Source organism: Yoonia sp. (assembly GCF_965660735.1).
GTDB lineage: Bacteria > Pseudomonadota > Alphaproteobacteria > Rhodobacterales > Rhodobacteraceae > Yoonia.
Genome location: NZ_CBFIBD010000018.1, coordinates 1 through 18,417, shown reverse-complemented (window position 1 = coordinate 18,417; position 18,417 = coordinate 1). Strand labels below are relative to the sequence as shown.

Genomic DNA, 18,417 nt, shown 5'->3' with positions numbered 1-18,417 from the left:
TTGCTGATCGGGCGCGGGGCATGATGACCAAAGGCCAGACGGACACTGCTCCGACACAGGCTGAGGCATCGCACGTGCTGTCTGTTGACGCCATGGGCGGGGACGAAGGGCCTGCAACCGTTGTTGCCGGCCTTTCGGCGTTTTTGTCAAAAACGCCTCGTGCCCGCGCCATTCTGCACGGTCCGGCATCTGTGTTGCAGCCGATGTTGACGAAACATGACATCGCGGACCGGGTCACGGTCCACGATGCATCCGACGTCGTGAAAATGGCTGACAAGCCAAGCCACGTGTTGCGCCATGGCAAGACCACATCCATGTGGTCAGCGATCGAAGCCGTGCGCAACGGACAGGCTGCGGTCTGTATCAGTTGCGGCAATACCGGTGCCTTGATGGCCATGTCGATGCTGCGCCTGCGCAAGGCCGAAGGTGTGAACAGACCTGCGATTGCCTGCCTGTGGCCGTCACGCAATCCCTCGGGGTTCAATGTGATGCTGGATGCGGGCGCCGATATCCGCGCCGATCAGGACGATCTTTTGACCTATGCGCTGATGGGGGCATCCTATGCGCGCAACGGATTGGGCATTGAACGGCCCCGGATTGGCCTGTTGAATGTCGGGACCGAAGAACACAAGGGGCGGGCCGAGCTCAAGGTCGCGCACGAGCTGATCGCGAACGCGGCGGCAAAAGGTGAATTCGATTATGTCGGCTTCATCGAAGGCGGCGATCTGCCGTCTGACCGGGTGGATGTCATCGTGACCGACGGGTTCACGGGCAATGTGGCGTTGAAAACCGGCGAAGGCACGGCAACGCTGATTTCCGGCCTGCTGCGCGAGGCATTGATGAAATCGCCAATGTCGATGCTGGCGGCCTTTCTGGCGCGGGGGTCGCTGAAACGGCTGCGCAAGCGGATTGATCCACGCCGGGTGAACGGCGGGGTGTTTCTGGGGCTGAACCAGACCGTCATCAAAAGCCATGGGTCGGCCGACAAGACCGGCGTGACCGCAGCACTTTTGCTGGCTTATCGTTTGGCGCAGAACGGTTTTTCAGACAAACTGGCGGCGCGGGTTGCATCGGCAGCATCCCTTGCCCAAGATACAAGTCAAGAAAGCAGGGTCGAAGACCCTTCTACGAAGACAGGCAAATAACATGACACGTCGTGCAGTCGTCAAAGGGGTCGGGCACTATCTGCCCGAACGGGTTGTCCCGAACAGCGAATTCGAAAAAACGCTTGAAACCAGCGATGAATGGATCCGATCCCGCTCAGGTATCGAACGCCGCCACTTTGCGGCACCCGGCCAGACGACATCGGATCTGGCAACGCGTGCGGCAAAGGCCGCACTTGATGATGCCGGAATGACCGGTGACCAGATCGATGCCATCATCCTTGCCACGTCAACCGCCGATATGACCTTTCCGTCGGCGGCCACCATGGTGCAGCATAATATCGGCAACACCACCGGCTATGCCTTTGATGTGCAAGCGGTCTGCGCGGGCTTTACATATGCGCTTGCCAATGCAAATGCGCTGATCGCGTCCGGTCAGGCAGACCGGGTTCTTGTGATCGGGGCCGAAACATTCAGCCGCATCATGGATTGGACAGACAGGTCAACCTGTGTGCTGTTCGGTGACGGGGCCGGCGCATTGATCCTTGAAGGACAAGACGGCAAGGGCACTTCTGACGACCGCGGCATCCTTGCCACCGATCTGAATTCGGACGGGCGTTATCGCGATCTGCTGTATGTCGATGGCGGCGTCGCAACCCAGAACACCGGCGTTCTGCGCATGGAAGGCAAGGAAGTCTTTCGTCATGCAGTCGAAAAGCTGGCGCAGACGGCCCATAAATCGCTGGAAAAGGCAGGTCTGACCCCTGAAGACGTCGCGTGGGTCGTGCCGCATCAGGCCAATATCCGCATCATTCAGGCCACTGCAAAGAAACTGGGCGTCAGCATGGACCACGTCGTTGTCACGGTGCAGGACCATGGCAACACATCGGCCGCATCAATTCCGCTGGCCTTGTCGGTGGCGGTCGCGCGCGGGCAGATCAAACCCGGCGACATCGTGCTGACCGAAGCAATCGGCGGGGGGCTTGCGTGGGGGTCCGTGGTGATCCGCTGGTAGGCGAAAACTGGTATTCTGCGGAAACGCCAAGTCGTTGTTATTGACTCTGAATTTCGCTGGGGCGTATGCTCGTCCAAACACTCGGGGGTTTTATGATGGCTGACAAGACTTTGACGCGCATGGACCTGGCCGATGCGGTGCATAGCCAGGTTGGACTTTCTCGCAATGACAGCGCCGATCTGGTAGAAAGCGTTCTGTCGCATATCTCGGATGCGCTGGTCGAAGGGGAGACAGTGAAAATATCCTCTTTCGGAACATTTTCCGTCCGCGAAAAGGCCGCGCGCATCGGGCGCAACCCCAAGACGGGCGAAGAGGTGCCTATTCACCCCCGTCGCGTGCTGACCTTCCGCCCCTCGCACCTGATGAAGGACCGCGTGGCAGCCGGCAACAAACGCTAAGACATGGCCAAGGCAAAAGACGCATTCCGCACGATCAGCGAAGTTGCCGAATGGCTGGATACCCCCACCCATGTGCTGCGCTTTTGGGAAAGCAAATTCAGCCAGATCAAACCGGTCAAAGGTGCCGGTGGTCGGCGGTATTACCGCCCCGAGGACATGGACCTGCTGGGCGGCATCAAACAGCTTTTGCACGAAGACGGGCTGACCATCAAGGGCGCCCAGAAATTGCTACGTGAAAAGGGCGTGAAACATGTGGCCATGCTGGGGGCATCGATCACCGTCGAACTTGCCACACCTGACATGGATCAGGGCCCTGCCCGACCGGTCGCCAGCGACGCGCCGACACCACATCAGGACAACTTGCCCTTTGATACCCCTTCTGCGGCACCCGGTTTCACACATCATCCTGCGGCAAGCGAAGACACCACACCGGTCGCCCCTGGCGATCTGCCACCGCTTCCCGATACGATGCCTGCGGTGCCGGGCAGGTTACTGGGCCGTGTGCCTGCCGATCTGGCAGGACTTCAGGCGCGCGCGGCTGAAATCGCACCCCTTGTTGCACGACTGGAAAATTTGCGTGCGAGGATGTGTGCTGCCTGAGGTTTTCGGGCTTGCCCCCGGATGCAATTTCGTTATGAAAGCCCCAAGTCGGGCTATGGCGCAGCCTGGTAGCGCGTCCGTCTGGGGGACGGAAGGTCGCAGGTTCGAGTCCTGCTAGCCCGACCAATCATAACCGCCCGTTTGTGCAACCGCACAGCGGGCGTTTTGGTATCCGAAAGGACCATGCGATGACCAAACCCGGTGTTTTGGCCGATCACCAGATCCGCGCGCTGATTGCGTCAGGGGGAATCACCGCCGGTATCCCCGTGACTGATGGCCAGATACAACCGGCCTCGCTTGATCTGCGGCTGGGGCACACTGCATACCGGGTGCGCGCATCGTTTCTGGCCGGGCGGCACCGCACGGTGCAGCAGCGACTGGCGGATTTTCAGATGCATGCCATCGACCTGAACGGCGGCGCAGTGCTTGAAAAAGGCTGTGTCTATGTGGTGCCCCTGATGGAAAACCTGTCCCTGCCCACGGGCATGTCCGGGGCGGCCAGTGCGAAATCGTCCATCGGGCGGCTTGATCTGCTGACCCGGATCATCACCGATCACGGCGTCGAATTCGACCGTGTGCCAGATGGCTATGACGGCCCGCTATACGTCGAAATCTGCCCGCGGTCGTTTTCTGTCGTCGCGCAGCCCGGGCAGATGCTGAACCAGATCATTTTTCGCCAGGGCAAGACGTGGCTGTCGGATGACGACCTGCGCGCCCTTCATGCGCAAACACCCATCGTATCGGGTGATCCTGTCATTTCAGACGGTTTGGGTTTTTCCGTTGATCTGAAACCGGCCAAAGGCAATCTGGTCGGCTATCGCGCCAAGCCACATACAGGCGTCGTCGATCTGGCAATGCTGGACCATTACGAACCTGCAGATTTCTGGGAACCCGTGCACACCGAACACGGCTGGATCATCCTTGATCCCGGTGCGTTCTATATCCTTGTCAGCCGCGAGGCGATCATCATTCCCCCGATGCAAGCCGCTGAAATGGCCCCCTATCTGGCGATGGTGGGCGAATTTCGGGTGCATTATGCAGGTTTTTTCGACCCGGGCTTTGGCTATGCCGATGCAGGCGGCGCCGGATCGCGCGGCGTATTAGAGGTCCGCTGCCACGAAGCGCCCTTTGTGCTGGAACATGGGCAGATCGTGGGGCGTCTGATCTACGAAAACATGGCCGCGATGCCGCAGGCACTTTATGGCCGCGAGATCAAATCAAACTATCAAGGTCAGGGGCTGAAGCTGTCGAAACACTTCAAATCTACCGCATGAAGCGCCGCAGGATTTGCATCCCGCGGCGTGCTTTTTGCATGGTCTGACGGTTGACGTAGCCCGATTTGCGGCCATCTGGACCGGTGCCTTTTGGTGGGCCGTTCCGGTTGGCAGTCATGCCAGCCCCACGCTTCATCAGCATCCGCAGCGCCAAATTGATCAGACGGTTTATGTTCATTCTTCAACCTTTTTGTTCGGTTTTTCCGGCAAAATAGCCCAAGAAGTTCAATCTTCGAACATTTCGCTTTGGTTATCGTCATCATCATCTTCGTCGTCCGTCAGCCCCCCCGAACCGGGTGGCGGTCGGTTTTCCAAAAGGCCCGCGGACCGAAGTTCCTTGAGCCCCGGCAGGTCGCGGGCGTTTTCCAACCCGAAATGATCCAGAAACGCCTGCGTCACGACAAAGGTCACAGGCCGCCCCGGCGTCATCTTGCGGCGGCCGAACCTGATCCATTCCAGTTCTATCAACTGGTCGATCGTGCCGCGGCTGACGCTGACGCCGCGGATTTCCTCGATCTCGGCGCGGGTGACGGGCTGATGATAGGCAATGATCGCGAGGGTTTCGATCGCAGCGCGTGACAGCTTGCGCACCTCGACCGTTTCCTTTTGCATCAGGAACCCAAGGTCGGGGGCAGTGCGGATCGCCCAGGCGCTGTCAATGCGCACGACGTTCACCCCCCGTCCCTCATAGCGTTTGCGCAGATGGGCGATGGCCTCGGCCGGGTCGCAGCCGTGCGGCATCCTTCCGGCCAGTTCCTGCACCGTGACCGGATCGGCGGTTGCGAACAGGATTGCCTCGACCATGCGTTCCTGTTCGCCCATGGGCGGGGCATCGAACAGGCTGTCGTTATCGCGTTTGCTCATGGGCGGGGGTCTTTCTTGCGGATCTGGATCGGGGCGAATGTATCGCCCTGCCTGATTTCGATCTTGCCTTCCTTGGCCAGTTCCAGAGAGGCGGCGAATGTCGCAGCGGTTGTGGATCGTCTGCGTTGCGGGTCGGCGTCCCAGCCATCGGGCAGATAGCTGACGATATCGGTCCAGTCACCGGCAAAGCCGATCAACGTGCGCATCCGTTCCAGCGCCTGTTCCATCGTCATCACATGCTGACGGTCCATCACAAAGGGGCGGAAATCGTCGCGGGTGCGAATGCGCGCATAGCCCTGCATCAGGTCCAGCAGCGTCGCGGTATAGGTGACGCGGCGCACCCTCTGCACATCTTCGGTGATGCCGCGGGCAAAGAAATCGCGGCCCAGCTGGTCGCGCGCCATCAGTTGTGCTGCGGCATTGCGCATCGCCTCCAGCCGTTCCAACTGAAACGCAAGGTGCGCGGCCAGTTCTTCGCCTGACGGGCCTTCCTCCTTGGGATCGGGCGGCAACAGCAGGCGCGATTTCAGAAACGCAAGCCACGCGGCCATGACCAGATAGTCAGCGGCCAGTTCCAGCCGCAACTGCTTGGCCCGTTCGACGAAGGCCAGATATTGTTCCGCCAATGCCAGAATCGAGATTTTGCGCAGATCCACCTTTTGCGTGCGCGACAGGGTCAGCAGCAAATCAAGCGGCCCTTCGAATGCGCCGACATCCACGATCAGCGCCTCGGCGGCGACGCGTTCGCTGACACTGATCGTGTCTTCCTGAAAATCCTCGCCCTGCATGTCACCTCACGCTGTCAGCGCGTTAAGTTCAGCCTCTAATGCAGGGATGTCAATCGTCTCGGGGGGCTTTCGCTGGGCCAGGGCACGATCTGCGCGGGCATGCGCTGCCGGGGTCATATCACCAGAAGCCATGACAACGGCCCGCATCTCGTCCGCGTCACCATTGCAGTGCAGCACGATATCGCACCCCGCCGCAATCGACGCCGCCGCCCGTTCTGCGATGGTGCCCGACAACGCCTGCATCGACAAATCATCGGTCATGATCAGCCCGTCAAAGCCGATGTCGTCGCGGATCACCTGCATCACGGCGGGGGACGTTGTCGCAGGCCGGACCGGGTCGATGTCGGCGCAGACGATATGGGCGGTCATGCCCATGGCGATATCGTTCAGCGCCTGAAACGGTGCGAAATCGCGCGCTATCAGTTCAGCGCGCGGGGCGGTTACGGTCGGCAGCGCCTTGTGGCTGTCCACGGCTGCGCGTCCATAGCCCGGAATATGTTTCAAGACCGGAAGCACCCCCCCCGACACAAAGGCATCGGCACAGACACGTGCGGCCTGCACGACGGTGTCGATATCACTGCCATAAAGCCGGTTGCGCAGGATCGGATGGGTCGCATCCTCGACCAGATCGGCCAGCGGGGCGCAGTTCACGTCGATGCCCACATCATGCAGTTCCGCCGCAATCAGCCTGCTGCGGACCCATTGCGCCCGCATCGGATCACGCGCGCGCGCCAACTGGTCCAGTGCGGGCAGGTATTCGCGCCAATGCGGGCTGCGCATCCGCTGCACGCGCCCGCCTTCCTGATCGATCAGGATCGGCGCGTCGCGGCCCACCACATCGCGCAGATCGGCGGTCAAGCCGCGCAACTGGTCGGGCGTGTCGACGTTGCGGGAAAACAGGATAAACCCTAGCGGGTCCGCATCGCGGAAAAAATCACGCTCCCAGTCCGTGACCCGCGGGCCCGCAGGCCCCAGGATCGTCGCGGTCAGCGCCACCTAGTTGACCAGCACAGCAATACAGTTCGCGCCTTCGGCCTCAAGTGCTGTGCAGAACCGGCGCGCCTCGGCCCGGTCGGTAAAACCGCTGGCGCGCAAACGATACCACGTGCCGCTGGACTGGTTGCTGACCTGAATGACCCGGCCCTTGTCAGTCATCAGTTGCCCGAACGTGCCCTGCAGGCGGCGCCATTCCTCGGCGGCCAGCGTCGGAGAGGGAAACGCGCCAAGTTGGACCAGATTGGTGCCGGCTGCAAATTCCGTTGTGGATATGGCAACCTCGTCAGTCCGCACAGTGGCCGTCGCGGAGGATGCCACGGTTGCCTGCAACCCTGCCGGGCGCAAGACCGGACGCTGTGACATGACGACACCGGGTACCGACGGGGCGATCACATCGGTTTCATCGCCGGTTTCAATGCCTGTCCCGACCGCTGCCACGTCTGCCGCAATCTGATCAGCCAGGGCAAGGATATCTGCGTTGGCGGGATCTTCAAAGGCGGCTGCCGGCACATCGGGGGCTGCCATGTTCACCGGCACCTGTCCAACCTCGGGCGCCGGGGCGATATTTTCCGATGCGTCAGAAGGCTGCACATCAAAATCTTCGGTTGTCAGCCCGCTGGTCGCGGGGGCCAGCACAAGCCGGTCCTCGGGGCCGCCAGCCTCGCCTACTGCGGCCACTTCGTTCACCGCCAACCCGGTATGAAGTGCCACGTCACCGCCCGGATTATCGGGCAGCACACGCATGTCGCCTTCCATGGCGCGCACCACGGGAATGCCGCTGACGTCACGCATCACCAGCTTGTAACCCCAAAAACCGACGCCTACGATCAGGGTCAGCGAAAGGGCGGCCCCTGCAAAATTAACGAAAGAACCGGCGCGCGACGCGCTATCTTGCGGGGCGAACCCCTCATCATAAACTGCCATCTTTGCCTCACTGCGCCCCGTGCCTTGTGGCTTTTGGGGTCAATTCATTCAGCCTGTTCCGGCAGTGCACGTTTAACGCATTTCTTCTGCCGGTGTGACACCAAGAATACCAAGACCTTGCGAAATAACAATCGCAACGGCCCGGATCAGCGCAATTTTCGTTTGTGTTGTATCTGAATCACCCTCTTGCACGAAACGCAGTGCAGGCTGGCTGTTACCATGATGGTAAAGCGCGTGGAAATCCGACGCCAGATCATACAGATAAAATGCGATCCGGTGCGGCTCGTGTCCCTTGGCGGCAATCTCGACCAGACGCGGCCATTCCGCCAGTTTCCTGATCAGCGTCAGTTCGGCGTCATGGCTCAGGCCCGACAAATCCACGTCAACCAGCGTGGCATCGGACACATCCGCGATAGCCGCCGCCTTGCCCACCGCGGAATTCACCCGCGCATAAGCGTAATTGACATAAAAAACCGGGTTATCCTTGGATTGCTCCAGCACCTTATCGAAATCGAAATCCAGCGGGGCGTCGTTCTTGCGCGTCAGCATATGAAACCGGGTCACATCCTTGCCGACGGCATCGACCACATCGCGCAGGGTCACGAATGTCCCTGCCCGCTTCGACATCTTGAAAGGTTCGCCGTTCTTATACAGCTTCACCAGCTGCGTCAGCTTGATATCCAATGGCACGCGGCCATCCGACAGCGCGGACACCGCCGCCTTCATCCGCTTGACGTAACCGCCGTGGTCGGCCCCGAACACGTCGATCAAGGCGTCGAACCCGCGCTGCACCTTGTCATAATGATATGCGATGTCGGGGGCAAAATACGTCCATGCGCCGTCCGATTTCTGCACGGGCCGGTCCACGTCATCGCCATGGGCAGTGGATTTGAACAGCGTCTGTTCGCGCGGTTCCCAGTCTTCCGGCACCTTGCCCTTGGGCGGTTCCAGCACGCCCTGATAGATCAGCCCCTTGGCGTCCAGCTCTGCAATCGCCTTTTCGATCAGGCCGCTGCCATACAGGGACTTTTCGGAAAAGAAACTGTCCATCATGATGCCAAGCTGCGCGAGATCGTCGCGGATCAGCGCCATCATGGCATCGGTGGCGAATGCGCGCACCTCTTCCAGCCAGACCTGTTCGCTTTTGCCGACATAGGCATCGCCGACCTTGTCTTTCAGCGCCTGCCCCACCGGGATCAGGTAATCACCCGGATAGGTCCCATCCTCGAACGCGACATCCTGACCGTGCGCCTCAAGATAGCGCAGATAAACTGACCGCGCGAGAACATCGACCTGCGCGCCGCCATCATTGATGTAATATTCGCGGGTCACATCATAGCCCGCGTAACCCAGCAGACTGGCCAGCGCATCGCCAAAAACGGCGCCACGGGTGTGGCCCACATGCAGCGGGCCGGTGGGATTGGCCGACACATATTCCACCAGTATCTTTTGCCCCTGCCCCAGCGTGGACCGGCCAAAGCCCGCATCCGACAGCACGGTGCGCACCACATCCTGCCAGACACCGGATGCCAGGCGCATATTCAGAAATCCGGGGCCTGCCACCTCGGCGGAAGCGACACGCGGATCGGATTGCAGCCGCGCCGCCAGCGCCTCTGCGATGGCGCGGGGGTTCATTTTCGCGGGCTTGGCCAGCACCATGGCGGCGTTGGTCGCCATGTCACCATGCGCCGCGTCGCGGGGCGGCTCTACGGCCACAGCATCGGTGGACAGTCCGCCGGGCAAAAAACCTTCGGCTGTCAACTGGTCAAGGCAATCCATCACAAGGACGCGGATATCGGCAAAAAGGTTCATCGTGTCATGTCCAACTTGTTCCAACTCCGTGTAGCATCCCGCGCGCGGGCGTCAATTAGCGCGGCGCGCGGGTGGCTCATGTGTCCGAGGGTGGCTGATTGCCGGATTTTTCCGTCTCTGGCGGTCGCAGGGCGATGATGCGCACGTCCTTGGCAGGTTTGACATCTTCGTCCTTGCGCAAAAGGCGTATCTCTCCTGCGGGCGAAATCCGCCCGACAAGATGCGCGCGGGGACGTTTGGCGCGCCAATCCTCAAAGGTGAATTCGTCCGTCAGACGGGTCACCCGAAAGGTCCAGCCATCGCGGATCATCCTGTTCAGCCCGGCGTGGGTCTCTTCGGGGCCAAAGACGCGGCCCCCCAATGTGCTGGGCAGTTGATGGCGGGCGCGGTCGCTTTTTTCGCGTGTGACCTGAAACACGTTGTCGCGGCCGAATTCCGGGGCAAGGTCCGTGGCGACCAGCGTATTATAGGCGTCATTGTCGGTGGCCGCGACAAGTGTGGCATAGCTGACCAGTTCCAGACGCTGTTCGGCTGCCTCTGACAGGATATCGCCCGAAAAGGTTTCGATTCCGGCACGGCGGGCGGCGCGCAAGTGGCCAAAGTTCGGATCGGCCATCAGCACTGGTACATCCGCCTTTTTCAACGCCTCGGCAAAGGCGGTGGTCCACTCGGATCCGCCGATCAGGATCACACCCGGTTTATCCGCCCCGGTCAGGCCCAGCCAGCGGGCAAAGGGCGCCAGCGTGAACCCGTGCACAATCACGGTAAAGGCCACCAAAACAAAGGCCAGCGGCCCGATCAAGGCCGCATCGTCAAAACCCAGACCCAACAGGCGTTCGCCAAACAGACCCGCGACCGCCACAAGCACAACCCCGCGCGGACCCGTCAGGGCCACCAAGACCTGTTCGCGCCAGGCGATACCCGACCCTAAAAGGGATACCATCACCGTCAGCGGCCGCGCCACCAGCACCACCAACACGACGAAAACAGCCGCATGCCAGTCAAGCCGGGCCAGGGCCGCAAAATCCATCTGCGCAGCCAGCAGGATGAAAACGCCCGAGACCAGCAGGACGGTTGCATGTTCCTTGAACCGGCGCATTTCTTCGTAGCTGGGCAGGTTGGCGTTGGCGATGACGATCCCCATGATCGTCACGGCCAGCAGGCCGCTTTCGTGCAGCACCCAATCCGAAACCGCAAAGACCGCCACCAACAGCGCGAAAAGCACCGGCACCTTCATGTATTCGGGCACCCAGGCGCGTTTGAACGCGCGCGCCAGCCCGAAACCTGCCGCAATACCCAGCACGGTGGCGACGCCTACCCCGGTGACCAAATCGATCAGGGCGGCGTTGACCGTCGTTGCGGTGTGCAGCACCAGCACGACTTCGAAGGCCAGAACCGCCGCCAGGGCGCCGACCGGGTCGTTGATGATCGCCTCCCAATGCAGCAGGGCGGCCGGACGTTTCGACAGGCGCGCCGTGCGCAACAAGGGCGCAATCACGGTTGGCCCCGTCACGATCATGATGCCGCCAAAGACAGCCGCGCTTTCCCAGCTCAGACCCGCTGCATAATGCAATGTCAGCGCCGATGTCAGCCAGCCCAGCGGTGCACCGACAAAGACCAGCCGCTTGACCCCGACCGCCGCCCCCTGCAACGAGTGCAGGTTCAGCGTCAGCCCGCCTTCGAACAGGATGATGGCAACCGCAATGGAAATGATCGGCCCCATCAGCGGCCCGATATCGCGCTGCGGGTCAAAGACCCCCGCCACCGGCCCGACAATGATGCCGGCCAGCAACATCAGCACAATGGCCGGCATCCGCAGCCGCCACGCCAGCCACTGCGAGCCGACGCCCAAGACCCCAACCAGCGCAATCGCCATGACGGGCGCCATCGCGCCGGCTTCGCTCTCAATTGCCATCAATCACTCCTGCCGGAACATCGGCACCACCAATCAAGCGTTTATGTTCCTGAATGGCAAACCTGTCCGTCATTCCCGCGATATAATCGGCCACGATCCGCGCCAATGCGGTCTGGTCAGGCGCGTCAGCCACATCCTTGCGCCATTGTTTTGGCAGTTCGCCGGTGTTTTTCATGAAAAACGGGAACAGTTCGTTCACCATCTTTGTGACGACCACCCGCATGTCCACCACCGCAGGTGCGCGATACATGCGTTCGAACAGGAACTGCCGGATCACCTTGAGGTCGGTCCACACGTCTGGCGAAAACTGCACCATCATCCGCCCCGCATGGCGAATATCATGCACCGTTGCCGGGGCCAGCCCTGACAGATTGCGACGGCTGACAGTGATCACATCCTCGACCAGAATGCCAAAAAACCGGCGCAGCGCCTCATGCCGGCGGCGGTAATAGTTCAGGCCGGGGTATTTTGCATCGACCCGCGCGAAACAATCGCGCAGGATCGGCAGTTCTGCCAGATCGTCGGTGCTGAACAGCTCTGCGCGAAGTCCATCGTGCAAGTCATGGTTATTATAGGCAATATCGTCAGCCAGCGCCGCCGCCTGCGCCTCGGCGCTTGCATGGGTGTGCAGTTCCAGATCGTGACGCGCGTTGTAGGCGGCCAGCGCATAGGGAATGTCCCCCGTCACGGGGCCATTGTGTTTGGCAATCCCCTCCAGCGTTTCCCACGTCAGGTTCAGCCCGTCCCATTCGGCATAGTGCCGTTCCAGGCTGGTGACGATCTGCAACGCCTGTGCGTTATGATCAAAGCCGCCATAAGGCTGCATCAAGGCATCCAGCGCCTCCTCGCCTGTGTGCCCGAACGGGGTATGCCCCAGATCATGCGCCAGCGCGACCGCCTCGGTCAGTTCCACGTTCAGTCCAAGGGCGGCGGCGACGGTGCGCGCGACCTGCGCCACCTCGATCGAATGGGTCAGGCGGGTGCGGAAATAATCACCTTCGTGTTCGATGAACACCTGGGTCTTGTGTTTCAGCCGCCGAAAGGCGGATGCATGAATGATCCGGTCACGATCCCGCTGAAAGGGCGACCGGAATGTGCTTTCTTCTTCCGGGTATAGCCGCCCGCGCGCATTGGCCGGGTCTGTTGCATAGGGCGCTGCCATTGTTCTGCCTGCCTTGTCCGTCTTGCCTATGCCCCCTATATTGCAAGTGAACCCAAACCGATAGGTCTGTCCGATGCTTACGATCCCCCCCAAGGTCACCCCCCGCGCCTTTGAACGGCTAGCCGAAATCGGCGCCGCAGCCCAGGGAAAAGCCCTGCGCGTCGCGGTCGAAGGCGGCGGTTGTTCGGGGTTTCAATATGAAATCGACCTTGATGCGCCCAAGGACGATGACCTGATCTTGTCGGACAAGGGCGAAACCGTGGTCATTGACGCTGTCTCGCTGCCATTTCTGGCCGACGCGACGATTGATTTCACCGAAGAACTGATCGGCGCGCGCTTTGTGATCAACAACCCCAATGCGTCATCGTCCTGCGGCTGCGGCACATCGTTTTCGATGTGAGCCTTGCACAGCGCCGCCCCCTGCGGCAGAACGGTCGCAAAGCGGGGGCGTCATGAAAATAGCCACATTCAACATAAACGGCGTCAAGGCGCGCATCGGCGCGCTGACGGAGTGGCTGGATGCGGCACAGCCGGATGTCGCGTTCTTGCAGGAAATCAAATCCATTGACGAAAATTTCCCCCGCGAGATGTTCGAGGACAGGGGGTATAACGTCGAAACCCATGGTCAAAAAGGGTTCAACGGTGTCGCAATCCTGTCAAAACTCCCGCTTGAGGATGTGACCCGCGGACTGCCCGGTGACGACGCCGACGACCAGGCCCGCTGGATCGAGGCGACCGTGGTGGGAACAACGGCGGTGCGTATCTGCGGGCTGTATCTGCCCAATGGCAACCCGGCACCGGGGCCGAAATACGATTATAAACTGGCCTGGATGGACCGATTGCATGCCCGCGCGCAGGATCTGCTGGCGCAGGAAGAACCGGCATTGATGGCCGGAGATTACAATGTCATCCCACAACCCGAGGACGCCGCCCGCCCCGATGCCTGGCGCAAGGACGCGCTGTTTCTGCCGCAAACCCGCGCGGCGTTCCGACGCATCACCAACCTTGGTTTTACCGAAGCGTTTCGCGCCCGCGAGACCGGCCCGGGTCACTATTCATTCTGGGATTATCAAGCCGGCGCTTGGAACAAGAATGACGGCATCCGCATCGACCATTTCCTGCTGACCCCGCAATGCGCCGACCTGTTGAACGATTGCTGGATCGAGAAAGAGGTCCGCGCCGGGGAAAAACCATCCGATCATGTACCGGTCTGGATTGATCTGGCGGTGTGACGACACAGGCAAAATGTGATAGAATCAGGCCTTGTCGAAACGGACAGGGTGGGAATGTCATGCGCCATATCGCCATCACCGCCGCGCTTGCCATCGCGATCATACCGACAGTCGGGTTCGCGCAATGCCGCATCACGATACCGGGTACCGCCTGCGTGGCGGTGCCGCAACCGGCCATCCCGCGTCCCGGCCCGGTTGACATCGGTGATACGCTGGAACGCGGACAGTATTCGATGCTGATGAATGCCCGCTACTATGGCCTGCCAGACGCCCGCGATGGCTGGGTCTATATGCGGATCGCCGATGATATCTACCGGGTGGACTGGCGCAGTCACACCGTGCTGGAACGCGTCACCGATCAGGCAGGCCGTAATTGGTAAACGTTCAGGCGGTTACATCGTGGCCATAAAGCCAGCGCAGCCGGTTCATGAAGACGGTGGGCGCGACACGCCCCAGCACGCGCAGGCCGGTGTGGGCCACATGCCGTTGCACGCCGGACAGATGATAGTTGCGCGCATTGGCATTGGCCGCCCCGATGGCGCGCACCACGCGCCCGCGGCGCGCCGTTTGATAGGCGTCCAGCCCGGTGCCCAGTTGCGCGGCGGCATTCAGGGACCGCGCCAGCACATAGGCATCCTCGATCGCGAGGTTCGCCCCCTGCGCCAGAAATGGCAGCGTCGGATGCGCGGCGTCACCCAGTATTGCGATGGACCCCTGCCACCAGTTTTCTGCGACAGGATGGCGGAACAACCCCCAAAGATTGGTGTCCTCGACAGCGCCCAGAATCCCCTTGATATCCCAACTGGCATTGGCAAAGGCAGCCCGCAGGTTTCCCGGTTCGTCGGTGTGGTGCCAGCCTTCGCTGGCCCACTGGCTGCGCGCCTGCACAGCCACGACATTCATCATGCCACCAGGCAAGGGATAGGTCACCATATGCCGGTCGGGCAACATCCAGATCCGGGCCACGGCCTCTGCATCGGGCTGTTTGACGATCGCCCGCCACGCGACCTGACCGGTGAAAAACGGTTCTGCATCGCGGTTGATCTGGCCGCGCACAACAGATTTGACGCCGTCAGCCCCGATGGTCAGATCAGGGCGCACGAGGCCCTCGGCGGTCTGAAATGACCCGTCGGGGTGCAATTCGCTGATCCGCGCATCCAGTGTGATCGTAACGCCCGCATCCGCACAGGCCGACGCCAGCAGATCAATCAGGGCGGCACGATGGATGAAACGATATGGCGGAGCCTGCCCTGCCAGACCGAATCGGGCGACCTGACGCCCGGTCAGCCCATCCATCGGCACAACAGCCTGCGCACGGATACTGGCATCATCCAGTGCCTGCGCCAGCCCAAGATCATGCAGGGCACGCGCGCCATTGGGCGTGATCTGGATACCGGCGCCGACGGCCGTGATTGTGGGCGCCTGTTCGTAAACAGTGACTTCAGCCCCCTGCCGGGCCAACGCCAGCGCCGCCGTCAGACCGCCGATACCACCACCGATGATGGCGATCTTGCGGTCTGCATTACAGCCGGGTTCAGTCGTCGCGGTGGACCTTTTCGCGGCGTTCATGGCGTTCCTGTGCCTCCAGGCTCATGGTGGCGATCGGACGGGCATCAAGCCGCTTCAGCGAAATCGGCTCGCCGGTGATTTCGCAATAGCCATATTCGCCTTCTTCGATGCGGCGCAGCGCCGCGTCGATCTTGCTGACCAGTTTGCGCTGCCGGTCACGGGTGCGCAGTTCCAGCGACCGGTCGGTTTCTTCGGATGCGCGATCGGCAACATCGGGAATGTTGCGCGTCTGGTCCTTCATTCCGGCAACGGTGTCGCGGCTGTCTTCGAGAATTTCGGCCTTCCAGTCGAGCAGCTTGCGGCGGAAATATTCGGTCTGTCGTTCATTCATGAACGGCTCGTTATCGGCGGGGCGATAGTCTTCCGGCAAAAACGCTTCAGCTTTCATCTTCATACCTTTTTTTGTCCGACACATTCTGGCCCACCACCATGCGCCATCACCCTTGTTTTGTCGGGGGTTTACTTGGTTGTTGATGAACTGTCACCCCCTGATTTGATGCAAAGCGCGGGTGTTGATGATCTGCGGCAAACTGCTAGGTTGGTGGCCAAAATGTAAGGGAAATCAATCGTGCAATTCACTGGCACCGACAGTTATGTCGCCACCGATGATCTGACCATGGCGGTGAATGCCGCGGTGACGCTGGAGCGGCCCTTGCTGGTCAAGGGCGAGCCTGGAACAGGCAAAACCGAACTGGCCCGCCAGGTCAGTGCCGCGCTGGGGCTGCCGATGATCGAATGGCACATCAAATCCACCACCAAGGCGCAGCAGGGGCTTTATGAATACGATGCCGTCAGCCGGTTGCGCGACAGCCAGCTGGGCGATGCACGTGTCAATGACGTGGCCAATTACATCAAGCGCGGCAAGCTGTGGCAGGCATTCGGCGCGGACGGCCGCGTCGTGCTGCTGATCGATGAGGTGGACAAGGCCGATATCGAGTTTCCCAACGATCTGTTGCAGGAACTCGACCGGATGGAATTCCACGTCTACGAAACCGGCGAAACGGTCAGGGCGGTCCACCGCCCCATCGTGATCATCACCTCGAACAACGAAAAGGAACTGCCCGATGCCTTTCTGCGGCGCTGTTTCTTTCACTATATCCGCTTTCCCGACATCGACACGATGCGCAAGATCGTGGCCGTGCATCACCCCGGCATCAAGGATGCGCTGCTGACCACCGCACTGACGCAATTCTACGACATCCGCGACACTGCGGGGCTAAAGAAAAAACCGTCAACATCAGAGGTGCTGGACTGGCTGAAACTGCTGCTGGCCGAGGATCTGACACCAGAGGACCTGAAACGCGACGCGGCGAATGCGCTACCCAAACTGCACGGGGCGCTGCTCAAGAACGAACAGGATGTGCATCTGTTCGAACGTCTGGCCTTCATGGCGCGGTCAGGGCGTTAAGGCCGGGTGGCTGAAACATGGTACCGGATGGAACTGATGGATTGGCGCGTGTTCCGGCAGATTTGGCGGCGACGGCCTGTAGGCTCTACTCGCTCCAGTCATGGACATGCACGTCCTTGCCGGAATGACCCTGCAATATCTTGACCGCGACATCGCGTCTTTCGGGGTCCGCGACGCGAACCCAGAGCAGGATGCCGCCGTTTTCGATCTGGTGCTGGTAGTAATCCTTGTGGTGTTTGCCCACCCGCCGCGCCAGGATCGACCCGATCACCGCCCCCGGCGTCCCACCGATCGCCACCGCCGCAATAGAGGCCGCCAGCGTGCTGAGCGGGGTCAGGAGCGCCGCCCAGGCGATGGCCGAGCCAAGGAAAAAGAACCCGCCGGCAATCGCGCCTTCCAATTCGCCGATCGCTTCCTCTGATACGAAAGCCGCGCGGGGGGCGTGGGGGTCGTCCTCCAGATCCCTGGACCGCCAGTAGGCCGAGCCCAGTTTTTCGCGCAGCACCTCTTCATCGCCCAGCATGCTGATGTCATAGCGGCTGAACCCTGCGGCGCGCAGGTCATAGATCGCGGCCTGCAGGTCGGCAAAGCTGTCAAAGACACCCACGGCCTCGGGGATTTCGATGACGATGGTTTTTTCCTTGGGTGCGGTGTCGGACATGTGCATACCTCTTGCTGGCAGGCCCGTCTTATTTTGATGTGCAGGGCACGCAATTGCGCCAGATCAATCGGCCTGCGCAAAATTGCACGGCTAATTGACTGGTCATGCGGCGAAAGCGCGGTATTCTTGGGGGCAGGCAGACAAGAACAGGCTAGAACCATGACCGGCCCGGCAAGAATAACGATCCGGCCCATTTCGGGCGGCAGACGATCAGGCATGGCGCGGGCCGCAGGCCCTATGACAAGGTAGGCGAAGTGACCAGTTTCATCAAATACCAGCGCCGCGCATGATCCGGCGCGCTGCTCTTGCCCTGTTGATGCTGGCCGGCTGTGCGCCCCCGCCAGATACCCCTGCGCCGGTCCGTCTGGACATGCCCGCGATGCGCAGTTTTGACGCGGCAAGCCCCGGCCCCGCGCTGCGGCCCAATTCGGAAATCGCGCTGGATTTCATGGATCTGGCGTTCCAGATGGAAAGCGGACGCGAATTGCCCGCCCTGACACGTTTCGAAGAACCGATCACCGTGCGCGTCGCGGGCGATGTATCGCAGGCGATGGTCAACGACCTGACCGATCTGCTAGGCCGTCTGCGCAACGAGGCGCGGATTGATATCAGGCTGACGGACGCGCCTGCCGCCAACATCACGATCGAGGCGGTGCCCACACGCGCCCTGCAACGTGTGGCCCCCAACGCCGCCTG

The 18,417-nt window shown here is 61.0% G+C and carries 20 protein-coding genes and 1 tRNA gene; 11 read left to right on the top strand and 10 right to left on the bottom strand.

The window, feature by feature from the left end:
• The first annotated feature begins 20 nt into the window (after positions 1 to 20).
• From plsX to ACTG4B_RS08465, 6 genes are all read left to right on the top strand, one after another.
• Positions 21 to 1,145: a phosphate acyltransferase PlsX gene (gene plsX, locus ACTG4B_RS08490; protein WP_439155267.1), complete on the top strand. Its 1,125-nt coding sequence runs from the start codon at positions 21 to 23 to the stop codon at positions 1,143 to 1,145.
• Position 1,146: 1 nt separating this feature from the next.
• Positions 1,147 to 2,118, top strand: a complete 972-nt coding sequence (locus ACTG4B_RS08485) for a beta-ketoacyl-ACP synthase III (RefSeq protein WP_439155266.1) — start codon at positions 1,147 to 1,149, stop codon at positions 2,116 to 2,118.
• Between the two features lie 95 nt (positions 2,119 to 2,213).
• The gene (gene ihfA, locus ACTG4B_RS08480; RefSeq protein ID WP_439155265.1) at positions 2,214 to 2,516 is read left to right on the top strand and encodes an integration host factor subunit alpha; all 303 of its coding nucleotides are present in this window, start codon (positions 2,214 to 2,216) and stop codon (positions 2,514 to 2,516) included.
• A gap of 3 nt (positions 2,517 to 2,519) precedes the next feature.
• Positions 2,520 to 3,116, top strand: a complete 597-nt coding sequence (locus ACTG4B_RS08475; RefSeq protein WP_439155264.1) for a MerR family transcriptional regulator — start codon at positions 2,520 to 2,522, stop codon at positions 3,114 to 3,116.
• 49 nt (positions 3,117 to 3,165) lie between these two features.
• Positions 3,166 to 3,242, top strand: a tRNA-Pro gene (locus tag ACTG4B_RS08470).
• Positions 3,243 to 3,304: 62 nt separating this feature from the next.
• Complete coding sequence (locus tag ACTG4B_RS08465; RefSeq protein WP_439155263.1) at positions 3,305 to 4,390, top strand: 2'-deoxycytidine 5'-triphosphate deaminase; 1,086 nt, start codon at positions 3,305 to 3,307, stop codon at positions 4,388 to 4,390.
• A 225-nt stretch (positions 4,391 to 4,615) separates the two neighbouring features.
• Here the strand turns inward: ACTG4B_RS08465 and scpB are convergent, their stop codons facing one another.
• The 7 genes from scpB to ACTG4B_RS08430 all read right to left on the bottom strand — a co-directional run bounded on the left by scpB (position 4,616) and on the right by ACTG4B_RS08430 (position 12,851).
• Positions 4,616 to 5,254: an SMC-Scp complex subunit ScpB gene (gene scpB, locus ACTG4B_RS08460; RefSeq protein ID WP_439155262.1), complete on the bottom strand. Its 639-nt coding sequence runs from the start codon at positions 5,252 to 5,254 to the stop codon at positions 4,616 to 4,618.
• Positions 5,251 to 6,042 carry a segregation and condensation protein A gene (locus ACTG4B_RS08455; protein ID WP_439155261.1) on the bottom strand — a complete coding sequence of 264 codons (792 nt, stop codon included), beginning with the start codon at positions 6,040 to 6,042 and terminating at the stop codon, positions 5,251 to 5,253. Before ACTG4B_RS08455 ends, scpB begins: the two co-directional genes overlap by 4 nt.
• A 6-nt stretch (positions 6,043 to 6,048) precedes the next feature.
• Positions 6,049 to 7,038 (bottom strand): glycoside hydrolase family 3 N-terminal domain-containing protein, encoded by a 990-nt coding sequence (locus ACTG4B_RS08450; protein WP_439155260.1) that lies wholly within the window; start codon positions 7,036 to 7,038, stop codon positions 6,049 to 6,051.
• Entirely contained in the window at positions 7,039 to 7,962 is a 924-nt protein-coding gene (locus ACTG4B_RS08445) for an SPOR domain-containing protein (RefSeq protein WP_439155259.1), read from the bottom strand.
• A gap of 72 nt (positions 7,963 to 8,034) precedes the next feature.
• The gene (argS, locus tag ACTG4B_RS08440) at positions 8,035 to 9,774 is read right to left on the bottom strand and encodes an arginine--tRNA ligase (RefSeq protein ID WP_439155258.1); all 1,740 of its coding nucleotides are present in this window, start codon (positions 9,772 to 9,774) and stop codon (positions 8,035 to 8,037) included.
• A 76-nt stretch (positions 9,775 to 9,850) separates the two neighbouring features.
• Positions 9,851 to 11,689 carry a cation:proton antiporter gene (locus ACTG4B_RS08435; RefSeq protein ID WP_439155257.1) on the bottom strand — a complete coding sequence of 613 codons (1,839 nt, stop codon included), beginning with the start codon at positions 11,687 to 11,689 and terminating at the stop codon, positions 9,851 to 9,853.
• Positions 11,679 to 12,851: a deoxyguanosinetriphosphate triphosphohydrolase gene (locus tag ACTG4B_RS08430; protein WP_439155256.1), complete on the bottom strand. Its 1,173-nt coding sequence runs from the start codon at positions 12,849 to 12,851 to the stop codon at positions 11,679 to 11,681. The genes ACTG4B_RS08435 and ACTG4B_RS08430 overlap by 11 nt, the downstream gene beginning before the upstream one ends.
• A gap of 73 nt (positions 12,852 to 12,924) precedes the next feature.
• On the opposite strand from ACTG4B_RS08430, the gene ACTG4B_RS08425 reads away from it, so the two are divergent.
• Genes ACTG4B_RS08425 through ACTG4B_RS08415 form a run of 3 tightly spaced genes read left to right on the top strand, consistent with a single transcriptional unit; the run spans position 12,925 to position 14,463 of the window.
• Complete coding sequence (locus tag ACTG4B_RS08425) at positions 12,925 to 13,251, top strand: HesB/IscA family protein (protein ID WP_439155255.1); 327 nt, start codon at positions 12,925 to 12,927, stop codon at positions 13,249 to 13,251.
• 52 nt (positions 13,252 to 13,303) lie between these two features.
• Complete coding sequence (gene xth / locus ACTG4B_RS08420; protein WP_439155254.1) at positions 13,304 to 14,083, top strand: exodeoxyribonuclease III; 780 nt, start codon at positions 13,304 to 13,306, stop codon at positions 14,081 to 14,083.
• Positions 14,084 to 14,142: 59 nt separating this feature from the next.
• On the top strand, positions 14,143 to 14,463 hold the full coding sequence (locus tag ACTG4B_RS08415) for a hypothetical protein (protein WP_439155253.1): 321 nt from the start codon (positions 14,143 to 14,145) through the stop codon (positions 14,461 to 14,463).
• A 4-nt stretch (positions 14,464 to 14,467) separates the two neighbouring features.
• Here ACTG4B_RS08415 and ACTG4B_RS08410 read toward each other — a convergent pair whose 3' ends face one another.
• Together ACTG4B_RS08410 and dksA are read right to left on the bottom strand one after the other, a co-directional pair.
• Entirely contained in the window at positions 14,468 to 15,652 is a 1,185-nt protein-coding gene (locus tag ACTG4B_RS08410; RefSeq protein WP_439155252.1) for an FAD-dependent oxidoreductase, read from the bottom strand.
• Positions 15,618 to 16,040: an RNA polymerase-binding protein DksA gene (dksA, locus tag ACTG4B_RS08405; RefSeq protein ID WP_439155251.1), complete on the bottom strand. Its 423-nt coding sequence runs from the start codon at positions 16,038 to 16,040 to the stop codon at positions 15,618 to 15,620. The genes ACTG4B_RS08410 and dksA overlap by 35 nt, the downstream gene beginning before the upstream one ends.
• Before the next feature lie 180 nt (positions 16,041 to 16,220).
• Here dksA and ACTG4B_RS08400 point away from each other — a divergent pair, with 180 nt between their 5' ends.
• Complete coding sequence (locus ACTG4B_RS08400; RefSeq protein ID WP_439155250.1) at positions 16,221 to 17,060, top strand: AAA family ATPase; 840 nt, start codon at positions 16,221 to 16,223, stop codon at positions 17,058 to 17,060.
• Between the two features lie 85 nt (positions 17,061 to 17,145).
• On the opposite strand, the gene ACTG4B_RS08395 is transcribed toward ACTG4B_RS08400, so the two are convergent.
• Entirely contained in the window at positions 17,146 to 17,721 is a 576-nt protein-coding gene (locus ACTG4B_RS08395; protein WP_439155249.1) for a hypothetical protein, read from the bottom strand.
• A 286-nt stretch (positions 17,722 to 18,007) separates the two neighbouring features.
• On the opposite strand from ACTG4B_RS08395, the gene ACTG4B_RS08390 reads away from it, so the two are divergent.
• A partial coding sequence (locus tag ACTG4B_RS08390; protein WP_439155248.1) for a DUF2927 domain-containing protein occupies positions 18,008 to 18,417 on the top strand: 410 nt, incomplete at its 3' end.

What these genes read in the sequence shown, in the direction of transcription:
- xth (WP_439155254.1), top strand. Translation starts at nt 13,304, where the DNA reads ATGAAAATAGCCACATTCAACATAAACGGCGTCAAGGCGCGCATCGGC.
- plsX (WP_439155267.1), top strand. Translation starts at nt 21, where the DNA reads ATGATGACCAAAGGCCAGACGGACACTGCTCCGACACAGGCTGAGGCA.
- ACTG4B_RS08445 (WP_439155259.1), bottom strand. Translation starts at nt 7,962, where the DNA reads ATGGCAGTTTATGATGAGGGGTTCGCCCCGCAAGATAGCGCGTCGCGC.
- ACTG4B_RS08415 (WP_439155253.1), top strand. Translation starts at nt 14,143, where the DNA reads ATGCGCCATATCGCCATCACCGCCGCGCTTGCCATCGCGATCATACCG.
- ACTG4B_RS08475 (WP_439155264.1), top strand. Translation starts at nt 2,520, where the DNA reads ATGGCCAAGGCAAAAGACGCATTCCGCACGATCAGCGAAGTTGCCGAA.
- ACTG4B_RS08485 (WP_439155266.1), top strand. Translation starts at nt 1,147, where the DNA reads ATGACACGTCGTGCAGTCGTCAAAGGGGTCGGGCACTATCTGCCCGAA.
- ACTG4B_RS08430 (WP_439155256.1), bottom strand. Translation starts at nt 12,851, where the DNA reads ATGGCAGCGCCCTATGCAACAGACCCGGCCAATGCGCGCGGGCGGCTA.
- ACTG4B_RS08435 (WP_439155257.1), bottom strand. Translation starts at nt 11,689, where the DNA reads ATGGCAATTGAGAGCGAAGCCGGCGCGATGGCGCCCGTCATGGCGATT.
- argS (WP_439155258.1), bottom strand. Translation starts at nt 9,774, where the DNA reads ATGAACCTTTTTGCCGATATCCGCGTCCTTGTGATGGATTGCCTTGAC.
- ACTG4B_RS08395 (WP_439155249.1), bottom strand. Translation starts at nt 17,721, where the DNA reads ATGTCCGACACCGCACCCAAGGAAAAAACCATCGTCATCGAAATCCCC.
- ACTG4B_RS08410 (WP_439155252.1), bottom strand. Translation starts at nt 15,652, where the DNA reads ATGAACGCCGCGAAAAGGTCCACCGCGACGACTGAACCCGGCTGTAAT.
- ihfA (WP_439155265.1), top strand. Translation starts at nt 2,214, where the DNA reads ATGGCTGACAAGACTTTGACGCGCATGGACCTGGCCGATGCGGTGCAT.
- ACTG4B_RS08455 (WP_439155261.1), bottom strand. Translation starts at nt 6,042, where the DNA reads ATGCAGGGCGAGGATTTTCAGGAAGACACGATCAGTGTCAGCGAACGC.
- scpB (WP_439155262.1), bottom strand. Translation starts at nt 5,254, where the DNA reads ATGAGCAAACGCGATAACGACAGCCTGTTCGATGCCCCGCCCATGGGC.
- dksA (WP_439155251.1), bottom strand. Translation starts at nt 16,040, where the DNA reads ATGAAAGCTGAAGCGTTTTTGCCGGAAGACTATCGCCCCGCCGATAAC.
- ACTG4B_RS08425 (WP_439155255.1), top strand. Translation starts at nt 12,925, where the DNA reads ATGCTTACGATCCCCCCCAAGGTCACCCCCCGCGCCTTTGAACGGCTA.
- ACTG4B_RS08465 (WP_439155263.1), top strand. Translation starts at nt 3,305, where the DNA reads ATGACCAAACCCGGTGTTTTGGCCGATCACCAGATCCGCGCGCTGATT.